Source organism: Mesorhizobium sp. M0152 (genome assembly GCF_040322415.1).
Taxonomy (GTDB): domain Bacteria; phylum Pseudomonadota; class Alphaproteobacteria; order Rhizobiales; family Rhizobiaceae; genus Mesorhizobium.
Map to the genome: position 1 here is coordinate 99,861 of NZ_JAMYTH010000013.1, position 18,040 is coordinate 117,900.

General features: G+C 63.9%; 16 protein-coding genes and 1 other RNA gene. 13 read left to right on the forward strand and 4 right to left on the reverse strand.

Annotated elements, in window-relative coordinates; translation table 11 throughout:
• Positions 1–19: 19 nt before the first annotated feature.
• The 3 genes from NKJ26_RS15705 to NKJ26_RS15715 form a co-directional block, all read right to left on the reverse strand.
• Positions 20–685, reverse strand: coding sequence for an SAM-dependent methyltransferase (locus tag NKJ26_RS15705; protein WP_352696093.1), 666 nt, complete (start codon positions 683–685; stop codon positions 20–22).
• Entirely contained in the window at positions 682–1,929 is a 1,248-nt protein-coding gene (locus tag NKJ26_RS15710; RefSeq protein WP_352696094.1) for a BtaA family protein, read from the reverse strand. Before NKJ26_RS15710 ends, NKJ26_RS15705 begins: the two co-directional genes overlap by 4 nt.
• 94 nt (positions 1,930–2,023) lie before the next feature.
• Positions 2,024–5,815: a hydantoinase B/oxoprolinase family protein gene (locus tag NKJ26_RS15715; RefSeq protein ID WP_352696095.1), complete on the reverse strand. Its 3,792-nt coding sequence runs from the start codon at positions 5,813–5,815 to the stop codon at positions 2,024–2,026.
• A gap of 194 nt (positions 5,816–6,009) precedes the next feature.
• Here NKJ26_RS15715 and NKJ26_RS15720 point away from each other — a divergent pair, with 194 nt between their 5' ends.
• From NKJ26_RS15720 to NKJ26_RS15750, 7 genes are all read left to right on the forward strand, one after another.
• Positions 6,010–6,222, forward strand: a complete 213-nt coding sequence (locus NKJ26_RS15720) for a hypothetical protein (protein WP_352696096.1) — start codon at positions 6,010–6,012, stop codon at positions 6,220–6,222.
• 143 nt (positions 6,223–6,365) lie between these two features.
• Positions 6,366–7,085 carry a TerB family tellurite resistance protein gene (locus NKJ26_RS15725; protein ID WP_352597701.1) on the forward strand — a complete coding sequence of 240 codons (720 nt, stop codon included), beginning with the start codon at positions 6,366–6,368 and terminating at the stop codon, positions 7,083–7,085.
• On the forward strand, positions 7,082–7,837 hold the full coding sequence (locus NKJ26_RS15730; protein WP_352597702.1) for a peptidoglycan recognition protein family protein: 756 nt from the start codon (positions 7,082–7,084) through the stop codon (positions 7,835–7,837). Before NKJ26_RS15725 ends, NKJ26_RS15730 begins: the two co-directional genes overlap by 4 nt.
• Positions 7,838–8,047: 210 nt before the next feature.
• Positions 8,048–8,764 carry a lytic transglycosylase domain-containing protein gene (locus tag NKJ26_RS15735; RefSeq protein ID WP_352598048.1) on the forward strand — a complete coding sequence of 239 codons (717 nt, stop codon included), beginning with the start codon at positions 8,048–8,050 and terminating at the stop codon, positions 8,762–8,764.
• A 63-nt stretch (positions 8,765–8,827) separates the two neighbouring features.
• An RNA gene (rnpB, locus tag NKJ26_RS15740) (RNase P RNA component class A) lies at positions 8,828–9,226 on the forward strand.
• Positions 9,227–9,391: 165 nt separating this feature from the next.
• Positions 9,392–9,676 carry a type II toxin-antitoxin system ParD family antitoxin gene (locus NKJ26_RS15745; protein WP_352696128.1) on the forward strand — a complete coding sequence of 95 codons (285 nt, stop codon included), beginning with the start codon at positions 9,392–9,394 and terminating at the stop codon, positions 9,674–9,676.
• A gap of 22 nt (positions 9,677–9,698) precedes the next feature.
• Positions 9,699–9,962 carry a type II toxin-antitoxin system RelE/ParE family toxin gene (locus tag NKJ26_RS15750; protein ID WP_352696097.1) on the forward strand — a complete coding sequence of 88 codons (264 nt, stop codon included), beginning with the start codon at positions 9,699–9,701 and terminating at the stop codon, positions 9,960–9,962.
• A 9-nt stretch (positions 9,963–9,971) separates the two neighbouring features.
• On the opposite strand, the gene NKJ26_RS15755 is transcribed toward NKJ26_RS15750, so the two are convergent.
• Positions 9,972–11,087 (reverse strand): cystathionine gamma-lyase, encoded by a 1,116-nt coding sequence (locus NKJ26_RS15755; RefSeq protein ID WP_352696098.1) that lies wholly within the window; start codon positions 11,085–11,087, stop codon positions 9,972–9,974.
• Between the two features lie 408 nt (positions 11,088–11,495).
• Here NKJ26_RS15755 and mraZ point away from each other — a divergent pair, with 408 nt between their 5' ends.
• From mraZ to NKJ26_RS15785, 6 genes are read left to right on the forward strand one after another with little or no spacing between them, the layout of a single operon-like run.
• Positions 11,496–11,954 (forward strand): division/cell wall cluster transcriptional repressor MraZ, encoded by a 459-nt coding sequence (gene mraZ / locus NKJ26_RS15760; RefSeq protein WP_352696099.1) that lies wholly within the window; start codon positions 11,496–11,498, stop codon positions 11,952–11,954.
• Positions 11,951–12,967, forward strand: a complete 1,017-nt coding sequence (rsmH, locus tag NKJ26_RS15765) for a 16S rRNA (cytosine(1402)-N(4))-methyltransferase RsmH (protein WP_352696100.1) — start codon at positions 11,951–11,953, stop codon at positions 12,965–12,967. Before mraZ ends, rsmH begins: the two co-directional genes overlap by 4 nt.
• A 4-nt stretch (positions 12,968–12,971) precedes the next feature.
• Positions 12,972–13,367, forward strand: a complete 396-nt coding sequence (gene ftsL / locus NKJ26_RS15770; RefSeq protein WP_352696101.1) for a cell division protein FtsL — start codon at positions 12,972–12,974, stop codon at positions 13,365–13,367.
• A complete protein-coding gene (locus NKJ26_RS15775) occupies positions 13,364–15,073 on the forward strand; it encodes a peptidoglycan D,D-transpeptidase FtsI family protein (RefSeq protein ID WP_352696102.1) in 1,710 nt (569 codons plus the stop codon). Before ftsL ends, NKJ26_RS15775 begins: the two co-directional genes overlap by 4 nt.
• Before the next feature lie 54 nt (positions 15,074–15,127).
• On the forward strand, positions 15,128–16,582 hold the full coding sequence (locus tag NKJ26_RS15780; protein WP_352696103.1) for a UDP-N-acetylmuramoyl-L-alanyl-D-glutamate--2,6-diaminopimelate ligase: 1,455 nt from the start codon (positions 15,128–15,130) through the stop codon (positions 16,580–16,582).
• Entirely contained in the window at positions 16,579–18,036 is a 1,458-nt protein-coding gene (locus NKJ26_RS15785; protein ID WP_352597714.1) for a UDP-N-acetylmuramoylalanyl-D-glutamyl-2,6-diaminopimelate--D-alanyl-D-alanine ligase, read from the forward strand. The genes NKJ26_RS15780 and NKJ26_RS15785 overlap by 4 nt, the downstream gene beginning before the upstream one ends.
• Positions 18,037–18,040 lie beyond the last annotated feature (4 nt).

Sequence of the window (18,040 nt, forward strand, 5' to 3'; positions counted from 1 at the left end):
GCCATCCCAACGGCAATACTCAAACTGCGAGCTTGATCACCGCCAGCCAGGCGTAACCGCGGTAAAGCGTGCGGAAACGGAAGGTTGCGCCGGTTCGCCGAGATTCGGATTCCAGAACCTCGCGCAGGGTTGAACGCGGCGCGACGTGGAATTTTTTGAGCCAGCCGCGCAGCAAGGTTCGGAACCAACGCGGCAGACCTTCCTGCTGGCCGAAGTCGACGACATGCAGCGTGCCGGCGGGGGCGAGCGCGGCAAGTGCCGCCGCCACCGTCTTTTCCCAGCCCGGGATCATCGACAGCGAATAGGACACGAAGATGCGGTCGAACCGTTCGCTGCCGAAGAGCGCGTTCGTGTCGAAATCGGTAGCGTCGCCCCTTGCCAGCGTGACGCGTCCCGACAGGTCTTCGCGGGCAATGGCGGCGCCGGCCGTCTCCAGCATTTCGGCTGAGATGTCGAGGCCGAAAAAGCGGGCGTCGGGGTAGCGGCGGGCGGCAAGGATGATGTTGCGGCCGGTGCCGCAGCCGAGCTCCAGGACGGTGCCGCCGGTTGGCACCTCCAGCCCCTCGATAAGCCGGTCCCGGCCGAGCAAATAATATTTGCGGGTCAGGTCGTAGATGTGGCGCTGCCAGCGGTAGACGCCGTCCATCAGTTCGGCATGGTTGGCCGGCACCTCGGTGCTGCTCATGCCGCGCGCTTCACGTAGAGGTGGAAGCCGCCATAGATGGCCGAACGGTCGCGGGCCGAGAATTCACGCGAAGCCTCGTCCTGATAATTCCACTGGTCGAGCAGCGAGCTGGAAACCCGGCCGGGCAGCAGGCTGGGCTCGGCGGCGGTGCGGAAGATGACGCGAGCGCCGGCCGATGCGGTGCGGGTGATTTCCGCCCACAGCGCATTGAGCTGGTCGTCGGTCATCCAGTCCTGCGCGTCCAGGAGCACGAAGCGGTCGACCGCGCCGGCATCCTTGCCGGCGAGGAACTCGATCAGATTAGCATGATGGATCGCGACGCGGTCGACATTGCCGCGGATGGTCTCGTAATTTTGTATTTCAAGATAGGCGGGCAGGGCGGCTTCGCCAGGTTCGGGGTAGCGGCGGGCGAAAGCCTGCCAGGCGAAGTAGTTGTTCTGCAATGGGAAATCGCAGGCGAGCTTTTCCAGCCGGGCTTTCAGCACGCTGGCCATGGTGCCGTCGCCGGACGTGATCAGGGAATCGTATTGCGCCGGCGGAATGCCGAGGCCGAACAGCGAGGCCTTGCGCGAGGTCGCCCATTTCAAAAGCTTCCTGTCGAAGACCGGCGCCAGTTCCTCGTTGAAGAAGCGGCGTTGTTCGCCGATGTTCCTGGCTTCCATGATGCGAGCCGGGTTGACGCCGAAGAACTTCGCCGTGCGATGGCCCATGGCGATGAACAGGCCGAGCAGTCCGGTCTGGTAGAAATTGCGGTCGAAGACGGCGATGCGCCTGATACCGCGCCAGCTGCGGCGCTCCCAATAGTGACGGCTGACCGGATCGAGATGCGGCGCGATGAAACGGTCGTAGGCTTCCGAATTGTGGCTGGTGTCGGCGGCGCCGAAGAAGCGGAAAAGGTCGCCTTGCGAAGGCAGGCGGCGCACCGCCTCCAGCTTCATGCGGTTCAGCGCGATATGGGCGGCGTTGAGGTCGACGGCGTCGACCCTTGCCGGCGAGCGGGTGAGATAGGCCAGGATGTTGCAGCCGCCCGAGGCGATGGTGACGACGCGGTGGCCCTGGCCGAGTTGCATCGCCGCCATGTCGACGTCGGGGTCTTCCCAGATCTGCGGATAGACGAGGCCGGAAAACAGGAAGGCGAACAGCCGTTCCGAAATGCCGGCCTTCGACAGCGGGCGGTTCTGATAAACGGCTTTTCCAACTTCCTTGCCGCGGCGGAAAACCAGATCTGCGGAGACGTCCGTCATAGCCAGGTGATTCCCCATTTGCTTTGGCGCAAGCGGGTAGCGCCCGGGGATGACAGGTGGATGACAGCAGCCTGCTTGTGCTCGGACGAGTGGCTTAGCTTTGTCCGAACCCACCTGGCGTTGGTGTCGTCAGGATGATGGCATCGCCGGCCTGAAGCACGGTCTGGTCACAGGCCTTTAACATTTCGATCGTGCCGTCCTTGCGGCGGATCTTGGTCGAGCCGACCTCGCCGTCGCCGCCGCCGTCCAGCCCTTGCGGCGGGCGGTTGCGATGCGAGGACAGGATCGCGCATTCCATCTTCTCGAGAAAGCGGATGGTGCGTCGGGTGCCGTCGCCCGCGCTCCACTTGCCCTTGCCGCCCGAACCTTCGCGGATGTGGAAGTCCTCCAGCAGCACGGGAAAGCGCAATTCCAGCACTTCCGGATCGGTGAGGCGCGAATTGGTCATGTGGGTGTGCACGCCCGAGGTGCCGGCAAAGCCGCGGCCGGAGTTCATCCGGCCGGCGGGGGAGCCGGAACAGATCGTCTCGTAGTACTGGTACTTCTTATTGCCAAAGGTGAGATTGTTCATCGTGCCCTGCGCATTGGCCATGGCGCCCATGGCGCCGAACAGCGCGTTGGTCACATGCTGCGAGGTCTCGACATTGCCGGCGACGACGGCGGCGGGGTAGGCGGGTTTCAGCATCGAACCATCGGGAATGATGATGTTGATCGGCCTGAGGCACCCGGCATTCATCGGGATCATGTCCTCGACCATGACGCGGAAGGCATAGAGCACGGCCGCGCGAGCGACAGGCTCGGGCGCATTGAAATTGTTCTTCATGACCGGCGACGTGCCGGTGAAGTCGACCGTAGCCTCGCGCTCCTTGCGGTCGACCGTGATCTTCACCTTGATGACCTGGCCGGTGTCGGTCGGGTATTCGTATTCGGAACTGTCCGGCAGCCGTTCCAGCACGCGTCGTACGCTCTCGGCGGCATTGTCCTGGACATGACCCATATAGGCCTCGACGACATCGAGGCCGAAATGGGAAACCATCTTGCGCAGCTCCGCGACGCCTTTCTCGTTGGCGGCGATCTGCGCCTTGAGGTCGGCTATGTTCTGGTGCGGGTTGCGCGCCGGATATGGATGATCGGTGAGCAGCGTTTCCAACTCGGCCTCGCGGAAGCGGCCGCGATCGACGATGCGGAAATTGTCGAACAGAACGCCTTCCTCGTCGACCGTGGTGGCCAGCGGCGTCATCGAGCCGGGCGCCGTGCCGCCGATGTCGGCGTGGTGGCCACGCGAGGCGACGTAGAAGAGGATCTTGGGAGATTGGCCAGTCTTCCCCCTTGTGGGGGAGATCGGGCGCCCTTCCTCGAACACCGGCGTCACCACGGTGATATCAGGCAAATGCGTACCGCCATTATAGGGGGCGTTGAGGGCAAAGACGTCGCCGGAGTGGATGTCGCCGGAATTCAGCCGGATGATGGTTTCGACCGAGCGGTCCATCGAACCCAGATGCACAGGCATGTGCGGCGCGTTGGCGACCAGCGCGCCAGTGTGGTCGAAGACGGCACAGGAAAAATCCAGCCGTTCCTTGATGTTGACGGAATAGGCGGTGTTCTGCAGCGTCACGCCCATCTGCTCGGCGATCGACATGAAGAGATTGTTGAAGACCTCCAGCATCACCGGGTCGGCCTCGGTGCCGAGGGCTGCCTGCCGGCGCTTCCTCTCGAACCGGCGCAGCAGCACATGGTTCCTGGTGGTGATTTCGGCCTGCCAGCCCGGTTCGACAACAATGGTCTGGTTGGGCTCGATGATCAAGGCGGGGCCTGCAACCCTGTTTCCCGGCTTCAGCGTCTCACGATGGAAGATGCCGGAAGCGAGCCATTCGCCTTCAGCGAAGATTTTCCGGGTTTGCCAAGGACTTAAGGTGAGATCTTCGGTCTCCGATTCAGTTTCATCGCGGCCATTGCCGCCGGTGTCGGTACCTTCGACGCCGACGGTCTCGACGATCATCGGCTTGTCGTCATAGACGAAGCCGAACTGCGCCTTGTGGGCAATTTCGAAATCCCGCCTGGCCTGGAGGATCGAGTCCTCCTCGAAATTCACTGGCAGTGCGGTATCGGTCCCGTCGTAGCGGATGTGCAGCACGGGCCTGGCGGCAATCGCATCCTCGGCGATACCTTGCGCCGCGAGCTCGGCGAAGACGGCTTTTTTCAAGCTGGCGACGAGGCTGCCGATCTCGGTTCTGGATTCCTCGGCAAGCGGCTTCAGCAGCGCTTGCTGGCGTGAGGCGAAGACCGAGGACAGTCCGATGCCATAGGCCGAAAGCAGGCCCGAGAAGGGATGGATCAGCACAGCTTCCATGCCGAGCGCGTCGGCGACGAGACATGCATGCTGGCCGCCGGCGCCGCCAAAGCAGTTCAGGAGATATTCAGTGACGTCGTAGCCGCGCTGCACGGAGATCTTCTTGATGGCATTGGCCATGTTTTCCACGGCGATAGTGACAAAGCCTTCGGCGACCGCTTCCGGCGAGCGGTCGTCGCCGATCTCTGCGGCCAGTGCGGTGAATTTCTCGCGGACAATCTCCAGGTCGAGCGTCTCGTTCTGACCGGGTCCAAAAATCGCCGGAAAGAAGTCGGGCTGCAGCTTGCCGAGCATGACATTGGCGTCGGTGACAGCCAACGGCCCGCCGCGCCGGTAAGCGGCAGGGCCGGGTTTGGCGCCGGCGGAATCAGGTCCGGCGCGAAAACGGCCTGCCTCGTAGTGCAGGATCGAGCCGCCGCCGGCGGCAACGGTGTGGATGCGCATCATCGGCGCGCGGACGCGCACGCCGGCGACCTCGGTGTCGAAGGCGCGCTCATACTCGCCGTCATAGTGGGCGACGTCTGTGGAGGTGCCGCCCATGTCGAAGCCGATCACCTTGTCGAAGCCGGCGAGCTTGGCCGTCTCGACCATGCCGACGACACCACCGGCGGGCCCCGAGAGCAGCGCATCCTTGCCCTGGAACATATCGGCGGCGGTAAGGCCGCCCGACGACATCATGAACATCAGTTGAGGGCTTTCCCTCCCCCTCGAGGGGAGGGTGGCGGCAACGCCGCCGGGCGGGGTCGGACCGACCGGGTTCGACGCCTCTTGAGGTCGCGCGCTGCCTTGACCGACCCCCTCTGTCGGCTTTGCCGACATCTTCCCCTCAAGGGGGGAGAGGACGCCGAGCTCCTGGCCAACCTTCCGCACATATCTCGACAGGATCGGCGAGAGATAGGCGTCGACCACCGTCGTATCTCCGCGGCCAACCAGCTTGATCAGCGGCGAGACCTCGTGGCTGACCGAGACCTGGCCAAAGCCGATTTTGCGGCAGACCTTGGCCACCGCCTTCTCGTGATCGGGATATTTCCAGGCGTGCATGAAAACGATGGCCACGGCGTCGATGCCGTCGGCTTTCGCCTGTTCGATGGCCGGTCGGCAAGCCGCAATGTCGAGCAGTCGTTCGACGCAGCCCCCGGCGTGCACGCGTTCGTCGACCTCGATGACGCGCTCGTAGAGCTGTTCGGGCAGGATGATCTCCTTGGCGAAGATGTCCGGCCGGGCCTGATAGGCGATCTTCAGCGCATCGCGAAAACCCTTGGTGATGAGCAAAAGCACGCGGTCGCCCTTGCGCTCCAGCAGCGCGTTGGTGGCGACCGTGGTGCCCATCTTGATGTCGCCGATCAGGCCGGATGGGATCCGCGCGCCGGGTTGAAGTCCAAGAAGGTCGCGAATGCCCTGGATCGCGGCGTCGTCATAGGCTTCGGGGTTCTCCGACAGAAGCTTGCGCGGATGCAGTCCGCCCTGCGGGTCGCGCCCGATAACGTCCGTGAACGTGCCGCCGCGATCGATCCAGAAATCCCATTTCGCGGTCATGGCAGCTCCCGGTAATTCCAGTTCGATCTGTTCTCAGACACTTCCTGTTAGTTCGCCGTTGTCTGGTCGGCAATCGCAAACGGGCCAGACGATGTTACATACGGAAATGCAACGTTACGAAACCCATGGCCATGTGACGCATTTTTCCCTGGACCGTTCACTGCAACGTGAACGTGTGTTGAAGGAGAGATGTCATGAGAAAACTCATTCTTGCCTCGGTGTCCGCGCTTGCCTTGCTCGGCGTTGCCGCATGCAGCGACAGCGGCACAGGCACTGACAATACCACCACCCAGAGCACCAATCCGCCGCCCGCCGAGCAGCCGATGAAGCCTGCGGCTCCGGCCGACAATTCGACCAAGCCAGCCGAGCCGGCTCCGGCAACGCCTCCTCCTGCGCCCGCGCAGTAGTTAACAAGCATGTCTTGAGAGAAAAGGCCGGCGTCACGCCGGCCTTTTTCGTGTGAAGGCAACAGAATGCCTGCCGTTCACAAGCCAGGCACCGGCCGTTATTGGCTTGATAGCGGGGATCGGTTGGCTCTATGAAGCTGGCCATGTCGATTTGGGACCGCCTCGGCGACTTCATTACGCGGGTATCGTCTTCAGCTACATCGGGGGTTGCCGACGTGGTGGAAGCCGTGCGCACGGTTTTTTCCGGCGACGCCGACCTGCGCCGCCGCGTCGCCTTCTCGGTGGCGATGATCGCGCTCTCGGCCAAGATGGCGAAGGCCGACGGCATCGTGACCCAGGACGAGGTGCGTGCCTTCCAGGAAATATTCGAGGTGCCGCCAAAGGAAACGCGCAACGTGGCGCGCCTCTACGATCTGGCCAAACGCGACGTAGCCGGCTTCGAGACCTATGCCGAGCGCATGGCGCAGCTTTGCGGCTCCGGCCATCCGAACTGCATGATGCTGGAGGACATACTCGACGGCCTGTTTCATATCGCCAAGGCCGACGGGTTGATCCACGAGCGCGAAGGGCATTTCCTGCATCGCATCGCCGAGATCTTCCGCATTGACGAGGTGCATTACGAAGCGATCCTGGCCCGGCACGTCAATCTTGGCGCCGCCGACCCTTATGTCGTGCTCGGCATCGAACGCGGCAAGCCGTTCGAGGAGGTCAGGAAGCGTTATCGCAAGCTGGTTTCCGACAACCATCCGGACCGGCTGATTGCGCGCGGCCTGCCGCAGGAATTCATCAAGATCGCGACGACCAGGGTCGCGGCGATCAACGCGGCCTATGAGATGATCGAGCGGGGCCTGCGGCACGCATGAGCGGCTTCCTGCCCGACGAGCCAAGCGCCGAGGTCAGGGTATCGCCGAATTTTGGGCCAAGGCGCGACACGCTCAGGCCCGACATGATCGTGCTGCACTACACCGGCATGCCGACGGGCGCCGGAGCCGAGGCGTGGCTGTGCGATCCGGCCAGCGAGGTCTCCTCGCACTATCTCGTTCATGAGAACGGCCATATCGTGCAGATGGTCAGGGAAAGCGACCGCGCCTGGCATGCCGGCAAGGGCTCCTGGTTCGGACGCACCGATATCAATTCCTGTTCGGTCGGCATCGAGATCGTCAATCCGGGACATTCGCTCGGCTATCCCATGTTCCCGCGCCGGCAGATCGATGCGGTGACCGGCCTGTGCAAGGGGATCGCGCGGAGACATGCGATCGCAGCCAGGCGGGTGCTGGCGCATTCCGACGTGGCGCCGGGACGCAAGATCGATCCGGGCGAGAAGTTTCCGTGGGCAGCGCTGTTCGAAGCCGGCGTCGGCCATTTCGTCGGCGCCGCGCCTATCCGGCGCGGCGCCGTGCTGAGAGCCGGCGACCAGGGCGCCGAGGTCGAGGCGTTGCAGTCGATGCTGGCGCTCTATGGCTATGGTGTCGAAATTTCGGGGGTTTTCGATCGGCAGACGCAGATCGTGGTCGAGGCATTCCAGCGCCATTTCCGGCCGCGTCTTGTCGATGGGCAGGCCGATGGTTCGACGCTGCGCACGCTGCAAAGGCTGCTTGCTTCCGTCGCGGACTGACCCGACGTAAGGGCGTCTCTCAAGTAATCCTCTTCTGCCCTTAAGTTACAATCTGTCATTTAATGTGACTTGCCTCGCCTTCATTGGCGCCAATTCGGACTTCAAAGGGGCGATCCGTACAGTTTGTCGGACTTCCAGCCCCGGATGTTCGATGTTGATCAAGCCGTGCCGCGCGAAGATCTTCGCGCGGTCCAGACAGAACAGGACCACATGCAGAAATTGACCGTTGTAACGGCAGCTCTTGCTGCCGGCGTAATGACTTTTGCCTTCGGCACGGCCAACGCCGCGCCATTGAGCCTACGGGCCGATCATGGGCTCGTCGCGATGAGTGCCAAAGGCAAGACGATCTCGGCCGAAAGCAGCAAGAAAGCGAAGACGACCAAGCGGGTTTCCGCGAAAGCCACGAAGGCGAGCTGGGCCAAGGCGAAGAAGTCCGGCGCGAAACGCCACGCGAAGCGCGACCGCAAGACCGTCGACCAGACGACAACGGCGTCGGTCGGGCTGCAGAACGCGGCAGCGTCGGCGGCCGCGGTGACCAGCAGCGGCCAGTATTCGTCGATCGTGGCCCGCTATGCGGCGAGCTACGGCGTGCCGGTTTCGCTCGCTGATGCCGTCATCAAGATCGAGAGCAACTACCAGCCGAACACGGTCGGCGGCGCCGGCGAGATCGGCCTGATGCAGATCAAGCCGGCGACGGCGCGGATGATGGGCTATAGCGGCTCCGCCAAAGGTCTTTTCGATCCCGACACCAACATCAAATACGGCATGAAGTACCTCGCCATGGCGCGCGATCTCGGCGGCGGCACGACTTGCGGCACAATCTTGAAATACAACGCCGGCCATGGCGCCACGCGCATGAACCCGATCTCAGCCGCCTATTGCAGCAAGGTCAAGGTACAGCTGGCGGCTGTCGGGGCGCCGGCATGAGATGAGCCGGCCGCAACGCTTTTTCGGTTGCGTTTTATGGCGTGAACCCCTTTATACGCCGTGCCAGCTGGCCGGGCGGCCGCGCCCGCAAAAGCCGAAAGGCCGCGGGTGAGGAAAGTCCGGGCTCCATGGAGACACGGTGCCGGTTAATGGCCGGCGGGGGCGACCCCAGGGAAAGTGCCACAGAAAGCAAACCGCCACGATCCGTCGTGGTAAGGGTGAAAGGGTGGGGTAAGAGCCCACCGCGCGACTGGCAACAGGAGCGGCACGGTAAACCCCACCGGGAGCAAAACCGAATAGGGGCGGTGCGAGGGGAAACCCTCGAGGGCTGTTTCCGGCTCACCGTCCGGGTAGGTTGCGTGAGGCGCATGGCAACATGCGTCCAAGATGAATGGCCGCCACGTTCTCGCGCCGCAAGGGGCGAGGGCCATACAAAACCCGGCTTACAGGCCAGCTGGCAGTTTCTTTCTCGAAGAGAAATCCTTTGAGATCAGCAGGTTGCGCCTTCGGGCGCGCCCGTTGATTCAAACTGGTCCGGCCATTCGCCAGCCTAGTTGCTACGGGCCATTGCTTGAAACTGGTACGATTAAATCGTACCGTGGGCGAGCAATGGCATTGGAGCCTGTCATGGGACAAGTCGATAAACGCAGCATCACCCTCTCGCCGGAATTGGCGCGGGCGGTGGACGATGTGGTGGCCGCCGGCGAATATGCATCCGCGAGCGAAGTGATCCGCGATGCGCTACGGCAATGGAAAGACCGGCGCGATCTTCTTGGCTATACGGTCGAGGAACTGCGCAGACTGGTGCAGGAAGGCATCGACAGCGGGCCGGCGTTGGACGGGCAGCCGATCATGGACCGACTGCGGGCCAAATATCTGAAAATGGCTGGGTCCAAAGGCTTTCACGAGTGAAATACCGCCTGCTTCCCAAGCAGTGGCCGACCTCGAGAATATCGGTGATTACATTGCCGGACATAATCCTTGGGCGGCGGTTCGTCTCGTGGACGCGCTGGAAAGACGGTGGGATCTGCTGACTTTGCATCCCCTCTCGGGCGCGCCGCGCGACGACATCGCACCCGGCATCCGACACCTGGTCGTCGGCAATTATCTCACCTTGTACCGTGTGGGGAGCGATGCGATCGAAATCCTTCGCGTGCTGCACAGCCATCGCAACATCGAAGCCGGCGAGCTCGGTTGACCGGTCCTGTCAACCGCTGATCCTGTCCAGCGACGCCTTGATCGCCGCCCAAAGTTCTTCCACTGGCTCGCAGCCGACCGAGAGGCGAACGAAGCCGGCGGCAACCGCATCGCCTCGCTTCAAGCGCCGCTCGGCCGAGGTGTGGACCCCGCCGAAGGACGTCGCGGCCTGCATCAGTTCGCAATTGTTGATGAAATCCTCGGCTTTCTGCTCCGAGGCTAGCTCGAAGGAGATGAGGAAGCCGAAGCGCTCCATCTGGGCGCGGGCAAGATTGTGCGACGGATCGCTCTCCAGGCCGGGAAAGCGCAGGCCGCTGACCGCCCGATGGCCTTGCAGCCGCCGCGCGATCACTTCAGCCGAGGAGCACATGCGATCGAAGCGCACATCGAGGGTTTCGAGGCCGCGATGTACCAGCCAGGCTTCGAATGGTCCCGGAATCCCGCCCGACGTTTCGCGCCAGCTGGTCACCGCGGCGATGATGTCGGCGTTGCGGCTGGCGACGTGGCCGAACAGTACGTCGGAATGGCCGTTCGGCGCCTTGGTGTCGGCGGCAACCACGATGTCGGCACCGTGGTCGAGCGGGCGCTGGCCGAAGGGCGTCATCGTCGTGTTGTCGACCACCAGGAGCGCGCCTGCCGCGTGGACGGCTTCGGCGACGGCCGCGATGTCGCAGATGTCCAGCCCCGGATTGGCGGGCGTTTCGACAAAGGCCAGGCGATAGCCTTCGAAACCGCCATCGAGGAACGTTGAGGTAGGCCTGACATCGTAGGTGATGCCGAGCGGCTTCAGGAAGCGCTCGGCCAGCGCCCTTGTCGTGTGATAGCCGTCCGAAGGCAGCAGGATACGGTCGCCGGTCTTGAGCACGGCAAAAAACGCCGCCGAGATCGCCGCCATTCCGGAAGGAAAGGCGACGCAGGCCGCGCCCTCCAAATGGGCCAGCATATGCTCCACCGCGTCCCAGGTCGGATTGCTGAAGCGGCCGTACTGGTCGAAACCGGTTGCGTCGCCGGGCGCGTGAAAGATGGCGGCCATGGTCAGGGGCAGCGGGATGGAATCGCCCACCGAAAGCCCGCCGCGGCGTAAATGAGGAAGTGCCGCTGCGCGCGACTTTGCGGTTTCAGCCATCGAATTTCCAACCCTGTTTGCGACCGAATGGATGTGGCGAGACGCTATGCGCAGCAGCGGCGCGCGGCAACCCGCGTCCGGTTGGGCCAAGCAGCTCTAAACGCTTCGTTAGGCTTAATAGACCATAAACATGAGACGTGCCGTCAAGGCTGCTCTCATTGGCCGCGGCGCATCTTTGTGAAGCCTACTCCCGTTGACGCCCATAGCACCCCATGATATCCCATTCCGATACCAAAGCTTTCGTTCAGTGTCAGGGTAAAGCGTACGCCAATCGGGCAGCCGCGGCGGCTGCGCGTTTGCCGGCTTTTGCCGCTACGGCGGAGCTTGGTACGGGGCGGGGAACGCGCCGCGGCGGCGCGTGCGATACGAAGAAAAGGGGTGCGGCGGCGCAAGCGGCAGTAACGTGTGATGGACCGGTTTCTGTCGAACACGGTGAGCAGGATCGATGCGAAGGGGCGGGTGTCCGTTCCGGCGCATTTCCGCGCCGTCGTGCAGAAGCGTGGCTATTCGGAGCTCTATGCGCTACGCTGCCTCGACCTGCCGGCGATGGATGTCGGAGGGCTCGATCTTCTCGACCGCTACGAGCAGCGCATCGCGCTCGAGGATCCCTTCCTGCAAGCGGCGGACGACATGTCGTTCTTCTGTCATGGCGACGGCACGTTCCTGAAGCTCGACCAGGACGGACGCATCACGATGAGCGATTTCATACGCGAGCATACCGGCATTTCGGCGGAGGTGGCCTTTGTCGGGCGCGGCAATTTCTTTCAGATCTGGGAGCCGGGGCGGCTTGCCGCCTATGGCGCGCAGGCGCGGGCCCGGCTTTTGCAGCTTCGGCAGGGGACGAAGCCTGGGGAGCGACCGGAATGACGGCGGACCACGGCGATGATCTTCACGCCGTTGGCGGACCGGTCCGCCACATTCCGGTCCTCCTTGGCGAAGTGCTCGAGGCATTGGCGCCGGCGGAGGGCGACATCGTCATGGACGGCACGTTCGGCGCCGGTGGCTACACCAGGGCCATTCTGGCGACCGGTGCTTCCGTCATTGCCATAGACCGCGATCCCGACGCGATCGCGGCCGGCCGCGATCTCGAGGCCCAATCGGGTGGCAGGCTGAGATTGGTGCATGCGCCGTTCTCGACGCTCGACGAACATGTCGAGAGCGCCGACGGCGTCGTGCTCGACATCGGCGTCTCCTCGATGCAACTCGACCAGGCCGGGCGCGGCTTTTCGTTCCGCGCCGACGGACCGCTCGACATGCGCATGGCGCAGGCAGGCCTGAGCGCCGCAGATGTCGTCAACAGCTTCAAGCCGGGCGATCTTGCCCGCATCTTCGGTTTCCTCGGCGAGGAGCGGCATGCCGGCCGCATTGCCCGTATGATCGAGGCTCGCCGCGAAAAGCGGCCGTTCGAGCGCACGCTGGAGCTCGCCGACGCCATCGAAACGCATATCGGCCGCGCGCCCAAGGACAAGATCCACCCGGCCACGCGCGTTTTCCAGGCGCTGCGCATCTTCGTCAATGACGAGCTTGGCGAACTGGCGAAAGCATTGTTCGCGGCCGAACGGGCGCTGAAGCCGGGCGGACGGCTCGCCGTGGTGACATTCCATTCGCTTGAGGATCGCATCGTCAAGCGCTTCATCGCCGATCGCGCCGATGCCGCGACCGGCTCGCGCCACATGCCCGAGGCGAAGGCGCGCAGCGCGACGTTCCAAAAGGCCGGCGGCGGCGTGACGCCCGGCGATGCGGAGATCGCGGCCAATCCGCGCGCCCGCTCGGCCAGATTGCGCGCGGCGACCCGCACCGAAGCGCCGGCGCGCAGCGACGACTTCTCTATTTTCGGTCTTCCAAAGCTTCCCGGCATCGATCGGCCGGGGGAGAGGTAAGCACGTGTTCCGTACCAGCGACATTGTCCTGATCGCCGTCATGGTTTCGGCGGCCGCCCTGACCTACAAGACCAAGCGCGAGGCCGAGGACCAGTTGGCGGCAGTGCAGAAGATCCATGCCGAGATACGCTACGAGGAGGACACGATCGACCTGCTCAAGGCCGACTGGAGTCTGCTCACCCAGCCGTCGCGGCTCCAGAAGCTGACCGAACTCTACAAATCGCAACTTGAACTCCAGCCGGTCGGCGCGCGCCAGATCGTCGGCCTCGGTGACCTGCCGGCCAAGCAGCTCGATATTCAGGACATACTGTCCGAACGCCAGGGCGGCATGGCCGACAATTCCGACAAGGCGCCTTCAAGTGACAGGGATCCCGTCGTGACCGGAGGCATCGCCCAATGATCGGCAAACTGCTGAAGCGCCGCGCCGGGACGGGCGAAGACGGAGCGATCGTCGTCGAGGGCGCCCGCAAGGCGACCGGCGGCAAGGGCAAGGCGCGCATCGTGATGACGATGGCGGTGTTCTTCGGCATCTTCTCGACCATTTCCGGGCGGCTGGTCTATCTCGGTTTCCAGACCCCCGACATGTCGGGCGGCCCTCAGAGCCGGGTCACGGCATCGCGGCCCGACATTGTCGATCGCAACGGCGAAGTGCTGGCGACCGACATCAAGACGGCGTCGCTGTTCGCCGAACCGCGCCGCATCGTCGATGCCGACGAGGCGATCGAGAAACTGTCGACGGTGCTTCCCGAGATCGACTACGAGCAGACCTATCGTAAGCTGAAGAGCGGAGCCGGCTTCGTCTGGCTGCAGCGGCAGCTGACGCCCAAGCAGCAGTCCGACATCATGCAACTCGGCATCCCCGGCTTCGGCTTCCGCACGGAGAAGCGCCGTTTCTATCCAAGCAGCGAAACCTCGTCCTACATTGTCGGCCTCACCAACATCGACAATCAGGGCATCTCCGGCATGGAGAAATACATCGACGAGCAGGGTCTGAGCGACCTGCAGGCGTCGGGCCTGGCGGTGGCCAAGGACCTCAAGCCGGTGAAGCTTTCGATCGATCTGCGCGTCCAGCATATCGTGCGCGACGAGATCGCCGCCGGCCTGGAGCGCTATCGCGCCATCGGCGCCGGGGCTGTCGTGCTCAACGTCAAGACCGGCGAAGTGGTGGCCATGGCCTCGGTGCCGGATTTCGATCCGAACAATCCTTACAATGCACAGGAAAAGGACCGGCTGAATCGGATGTCGGCGGGCCTCTATGAGATGGGCTCGACCTTCAAGAGCTTCACCTCGGCCATGGCGCTCGATTCCGGCAAGGCGACGATGGCAAGCCGCTTCGACGCTTCGCATCCGATCCGCGTCGGCCACCAGGCCATTCACGATTTCCACGGCAAGAACCGTGTTCTGTCGCTGCCGGAGGTATTCCTCTATTCGTCCAACATCGGGTCGGCCAGGGAGGCCGAGTTGGTCGGCATCGAGGGGCACCGCGAATTCCTGCATCGCCTTGGAATTTTGGACAGGATGCAGACCGAACTGCCGGAAGTCGCCCGCCCGACTGAACCGAAGATCTGGAAACAGGTCAATTCGTTCACCATCGCCTTTGGCCATGGCGTGTCGACGACGCCGCTGCAAGCGGCTGTCGGCTGCGCGGCGTTGATGAATGGCGGCTACTTGATCCAGCCGACATTCCTGGTCCGCAGCCAGGAGGCGGCGATGGCGGTGGCCAAGAAAGTGGTCGGCGACAAGACGGTCGATGGCATGCGCTACCTCTATACGCTCAATGCCGAGAAGGGCTCGGCCAGAAACGCCAGGGTCCCCGGCTATCGCGTTGGCGGCAAGACCGGAACAGCCGAGAAGGTCATCAATGGCCGCTACTCGAAGGATTTGAATTTCAATACCTTCGTCGCCGCCTTCCCGATGGACGATCCGCAATATCTCGTGTTTACCATTGCCGACGCCCCGCACCCGGAAAAGCCTGGCATGACAGACGTCGCGGCGGCGAATGCGGGGGTCATCGCCGGCAATATCATCAGGCGTTCTGCGGCCATGCTTGGCGTGAAGCCAGATTTCAGCCATGAAAATGGTGCAACGCTGGTTTCCTATCAGTGATTCTTGGGGCGCGCCGGCAACTGCGCGCTATTTTGTTGCGGTGAACGGGACTCGATGAAGCTCAGAGATCTAGCCGGTATCCTGCCAGTCGAAGGAACAGCTTCCGCCGATCTGGAGGTTACAGGCATTTCGTCGGATTCCCGGCAGGTAAAGCCCGGAATCGTCTTTTTCGCGCTCGCCGGATCCAAGGCCGATGGCGCGGCCTATGCCGCCGACGCCGCCGGGCGAGGCGCCGTCGCGATCGTGACGAGCAAGGGCAGCGCCGTTGCCGGGCTGCCGGTTCAGGTGCTGGCGGTCGACGATCCGCGCCTGGCGCTGGCGCTGAGTGCCGCCCGCTATTTCGGCAGGCAGCCCCAGACGATGGTCGCGGTGACCGGCACCAGCGGCAAGACCTCGGTCGCCGCGTTCATCAGGCAGATCTGGGAGCAGGCCGGATATGCCGCGGCCTCGATCGGCACCACCGGCGTGGTGGCGCCCGGCCGCAACGACTATGGTTCGCTGACGACACCCGACCCGGTCGCCTTGCACCAACTGCTCAGGGAATTGGCGGATGCCGGCGTCACCCATGCCTCGATGGAGGCCTCCAGTCATGGGCTCGACCAGCGCCGCCTCGACGGGGTGAAGCTCGCCGCCGGCGGCTTCACCAATCTCGGCCGCGACCATATGGATTACCATCCGACGGTCGAGGATTATCATCGCGCCAAATTGCGGCTGTTCGACACGCTGCTGCCGAAGGGCGCGCCGGCGGTCATCTTCGCCGACGATCCGTGGTCGGCACCGACAATTCAGGCGGCGAAGGCCGCTGGGCTCGAGGTGCTGACGGTTGGCCGGCATGGCGATTTCCTCAGGCTGAAGCGGGTCGAACACGAGCGCCATCGCCAGCGCGCCGAGATTGAAGCCGATGGCGTGCTTCATGAGATCGACCTGCCGCTGGCCGGCGATTTCCAGATCGCGAACGCGCTGGTTTCAGCGGGACTCGCGATTTCAACGGGAACGCCGGTCGCCAAGGCATTGATGGCATTGGAAAAACTGAAAGGCGCGCCGGGCCGGCTCGACCTCGTCGGCACCACCGCCAATGGCGCGCCGGTGTATGTCGACTATGCCCACAAGCCGGATGCGCTGGAAAATGTGCTGGCTTCGGTGCGCCCGTTCACCACCGGCCGCGTCATGGTCGTGTTCGGCTGCGGCGGCGACCGCGACCGCGGCAAGCGGCCGATCATGGGTGAGATCGCGACGCGGCTGGCCGATGTCGTCATCGTCACCGACGACAATCCGCGCTCCGAAGTGCCCGAGACGATCCGCGCTGCGATTCTTGCCGCGGCACCTGGCGCCATCGAGATCGGCGACCGGCGCCGGGCTATCCACGAGGCGGTCGCAATGCTGCGCGCCGGCGACACGCTGATCGTGGCCGGCAAGGGGCACGAGGAGGGCCAGACGATCGGCTCCGAAACCCTGCATTTCTCCGATCACGAGGAAGTTCGCGCAGCACTCGCGGAGTGTGCCGCATGAGCCTTTTGTGGACATCAGAGACGCTGGTGGCCGCCATGGACGGGCGGCCGCTCGGCCCGATGCCGGACGGCATATCGGGTATTTCGATCGACAGCCGCAGCCTGCAGCCCGGCGACGCCTTCTTCGCCATCAAGGGCGAGGCGATGGACGGCCATGATTTCGCGACCGCCGCCATCAAGGCAGGCGCGGGCGTGCTGGTGGTGGCCGAAGGCAAGCTGCCGTCGCTCGGCCGGCTGACGGCGCCGATGATCGTCGTCGAGGACGTGCTGGTGGCGCTGGAAAAGCTCGGCGCGGCGGCGCGCGCCCGGTCCGACGCCAAGATCATCGCGGTGACCGGCTCGGCCGGCAAGACCACGACCAAGGAGGCATTGCGCCATGTCCTGTCGGTGGTCGGCAAGGTGCATGCGTCGGCGCAGTCGTTCAACAATCATTGGGGCGTGCCGCTGACGCTGGCGCGCATGCCCATCGATTGCGACTATGCCGTGTTCGAGATCGGCATGAACCATCCCGGCGAGATCCGGCCGCTGGTCAAAATGGTGCGGCCGCATATCGCCATCGTCACCATGATCGCGGCCGCGCATCTCGGCTTCTTCCGCAATCTGGACGAGATCGCCGAGGCCAAGGCCGAGATTTTCGAGGGGTTGGAGCCCGATGGCGCGGCAATCCTCAACCGCGACGATGCGCGCTTCAAGCTTCTGGACAAGATGGCGCATACCGCCGGCGTCGAGCACGTCCATGGCTTCGGCGAGAATGCCCGCTCGACTTTCAAGCTGGTCAAATGCGAGCTCCATGCCGACCATTCCGAGATCATCGCCAGGATCGGCGGCCACGAGGTGACGGCCCGCATCGGCGCGCCCGGCCGCCACATGGTGCAGAACGTGCTGGCGGTGCTGGGCGCAGCCTATCTGGCCGGCGCCGATCTCGACAAGGTTGCGCGGGCGCTGGCGGATCTGTCGGCCGAGCGCGGCCGCGGCAAGCGCCACGTGCTGCGCCATCCCGGTGGCTCGATTTCGGGCCACCCCGGTGGGCCGATCACGCTGATCGACGAAAGCTACAACGCCAACCCGGCCTCGATGGCCGCCGCGATGGCGCTGCTCAACGCGACGCCGGTGACGGGCGAGGGCCGGCGCATCGCCGTGCTCGGCGACATGCTGGAACTCGGCGAACATTCGGCCAAGCTGCATGCGGCGCTTGCCGGTCTCCTCGTCGGCACCGGCACGCAGACCGTCTTTCTCGGCGGTCCGGAAATGCGGGCGCTGGCAAAAGCGCTGCCGGCAGAGATCAAGACGGAATACCGCGCCGGCGTCGAGGAATTGAAGCCGGTGCTGCTTGCCGCGCTGAAGCCGGGCGACGTGGTAATGATCAAATCGTCGAAGGGCATCGGCTTTGCAAAGCTGGTCGATGCGTTGCTGGGCAAGTTCCCGGCTGAAACGACAATCGGCAAACAGACCTAGGTCA

Coding starts and splice junctions, on each gene's coding strand:
- NKJ26_RS15705 (WP_352696093.1), bottom strand. CDS start 685: ATGAGCAGCACCGAGGTGCCGGCCAACCATGCCGAACTGATGGACGGC.
- NKJ26_RS15710 (WP_352696094.1), bottom strand. CDS start 1,929: ATGACGGACGTCTCCGCAGATCTGGTTTTCCGCCGCGGCAAGGAAGTT.
- NKJ26_RS15715 (WP_352696095.1), bottom strand. CDS start 5,815: ATGACCGCGAAATGGGATTTCTGGATCGATCGCGGCGGCACGTTCACG.
- NKJ26_RS15720 (WP_352696096.1), top strand. CDS start 6,010: ATGAGAAAACTCATTCTTGCCTCGGTGTCCGCGCTTGCCTTGCTCGGC.
- NKJ26_RS15725 (WP_352597701.1), top strand. CDS start 6,366: ATGTCGATTTGGGACCGCCTCGGCGACTTCATTACGCGGGTATCGTCT.
- NKJ26_RS15730 (WP_352597702.1), top strand. CDS start 7,082: ATGAGCGGCTTCCTGCCCGACGAGCCAAGCGCCGAGGTCAGGGTATCG.
- NKJ26_RS15735 (WP_352598048.1), top strand. CDS start 8,048: ATGCAGAAATTGACCGTTGTAACGGCAGCTCTTGCTGCCGGCGTAATG.
- NKJ26_RS15745 (WP_352696128.1), top strand. CDS start 9,392: ATGGGACAAGTCGATAAACGCAGCATCACCCTCTCGCCGGAATTGGCG.
- NKJ26_RS15755 (WP_352696098.1), bottom strand. CDS start 11,087: ATGGCTGAAACCGCAAAGTCGCGCGCAGCGGCACTTCCTCATTTACGC.
- mraZ (WP_352696099.1), top strand. CDS start 11,496: ATGGACCGGTTTCTGTCGAACACGGTGAGCAGGATCGATGCGAAGGGG.
- rsmH (WP_352696100.1), top strand. CDS start 11,951: ATGACGGCGGACCACGGCGATGATCTTCACGCCGTTGGCGGACCGGTC.
- NKJ26_RS15775 (WP_352696102.1), top strand. CDS start 13,364: ATGATCGGCAAACTGCTGAAGCGCCGCGCCGGGACGGGCGAAGACGGA.
- NKJ26_RS15780 (WP_352696103.1), top strand. CDS start 15,128: ATGAAGCTCAGAGATCTAGCCGGTATCCTGCCAGTCGAAGGAACAGCT.
- NKJ26_RS15785 (WP_352597714.1), top strand. CDS start 16,579: ATGAGCCTTTTGTGGACATCAGAGACGCTGGTGGCCGCCATGGACGGG.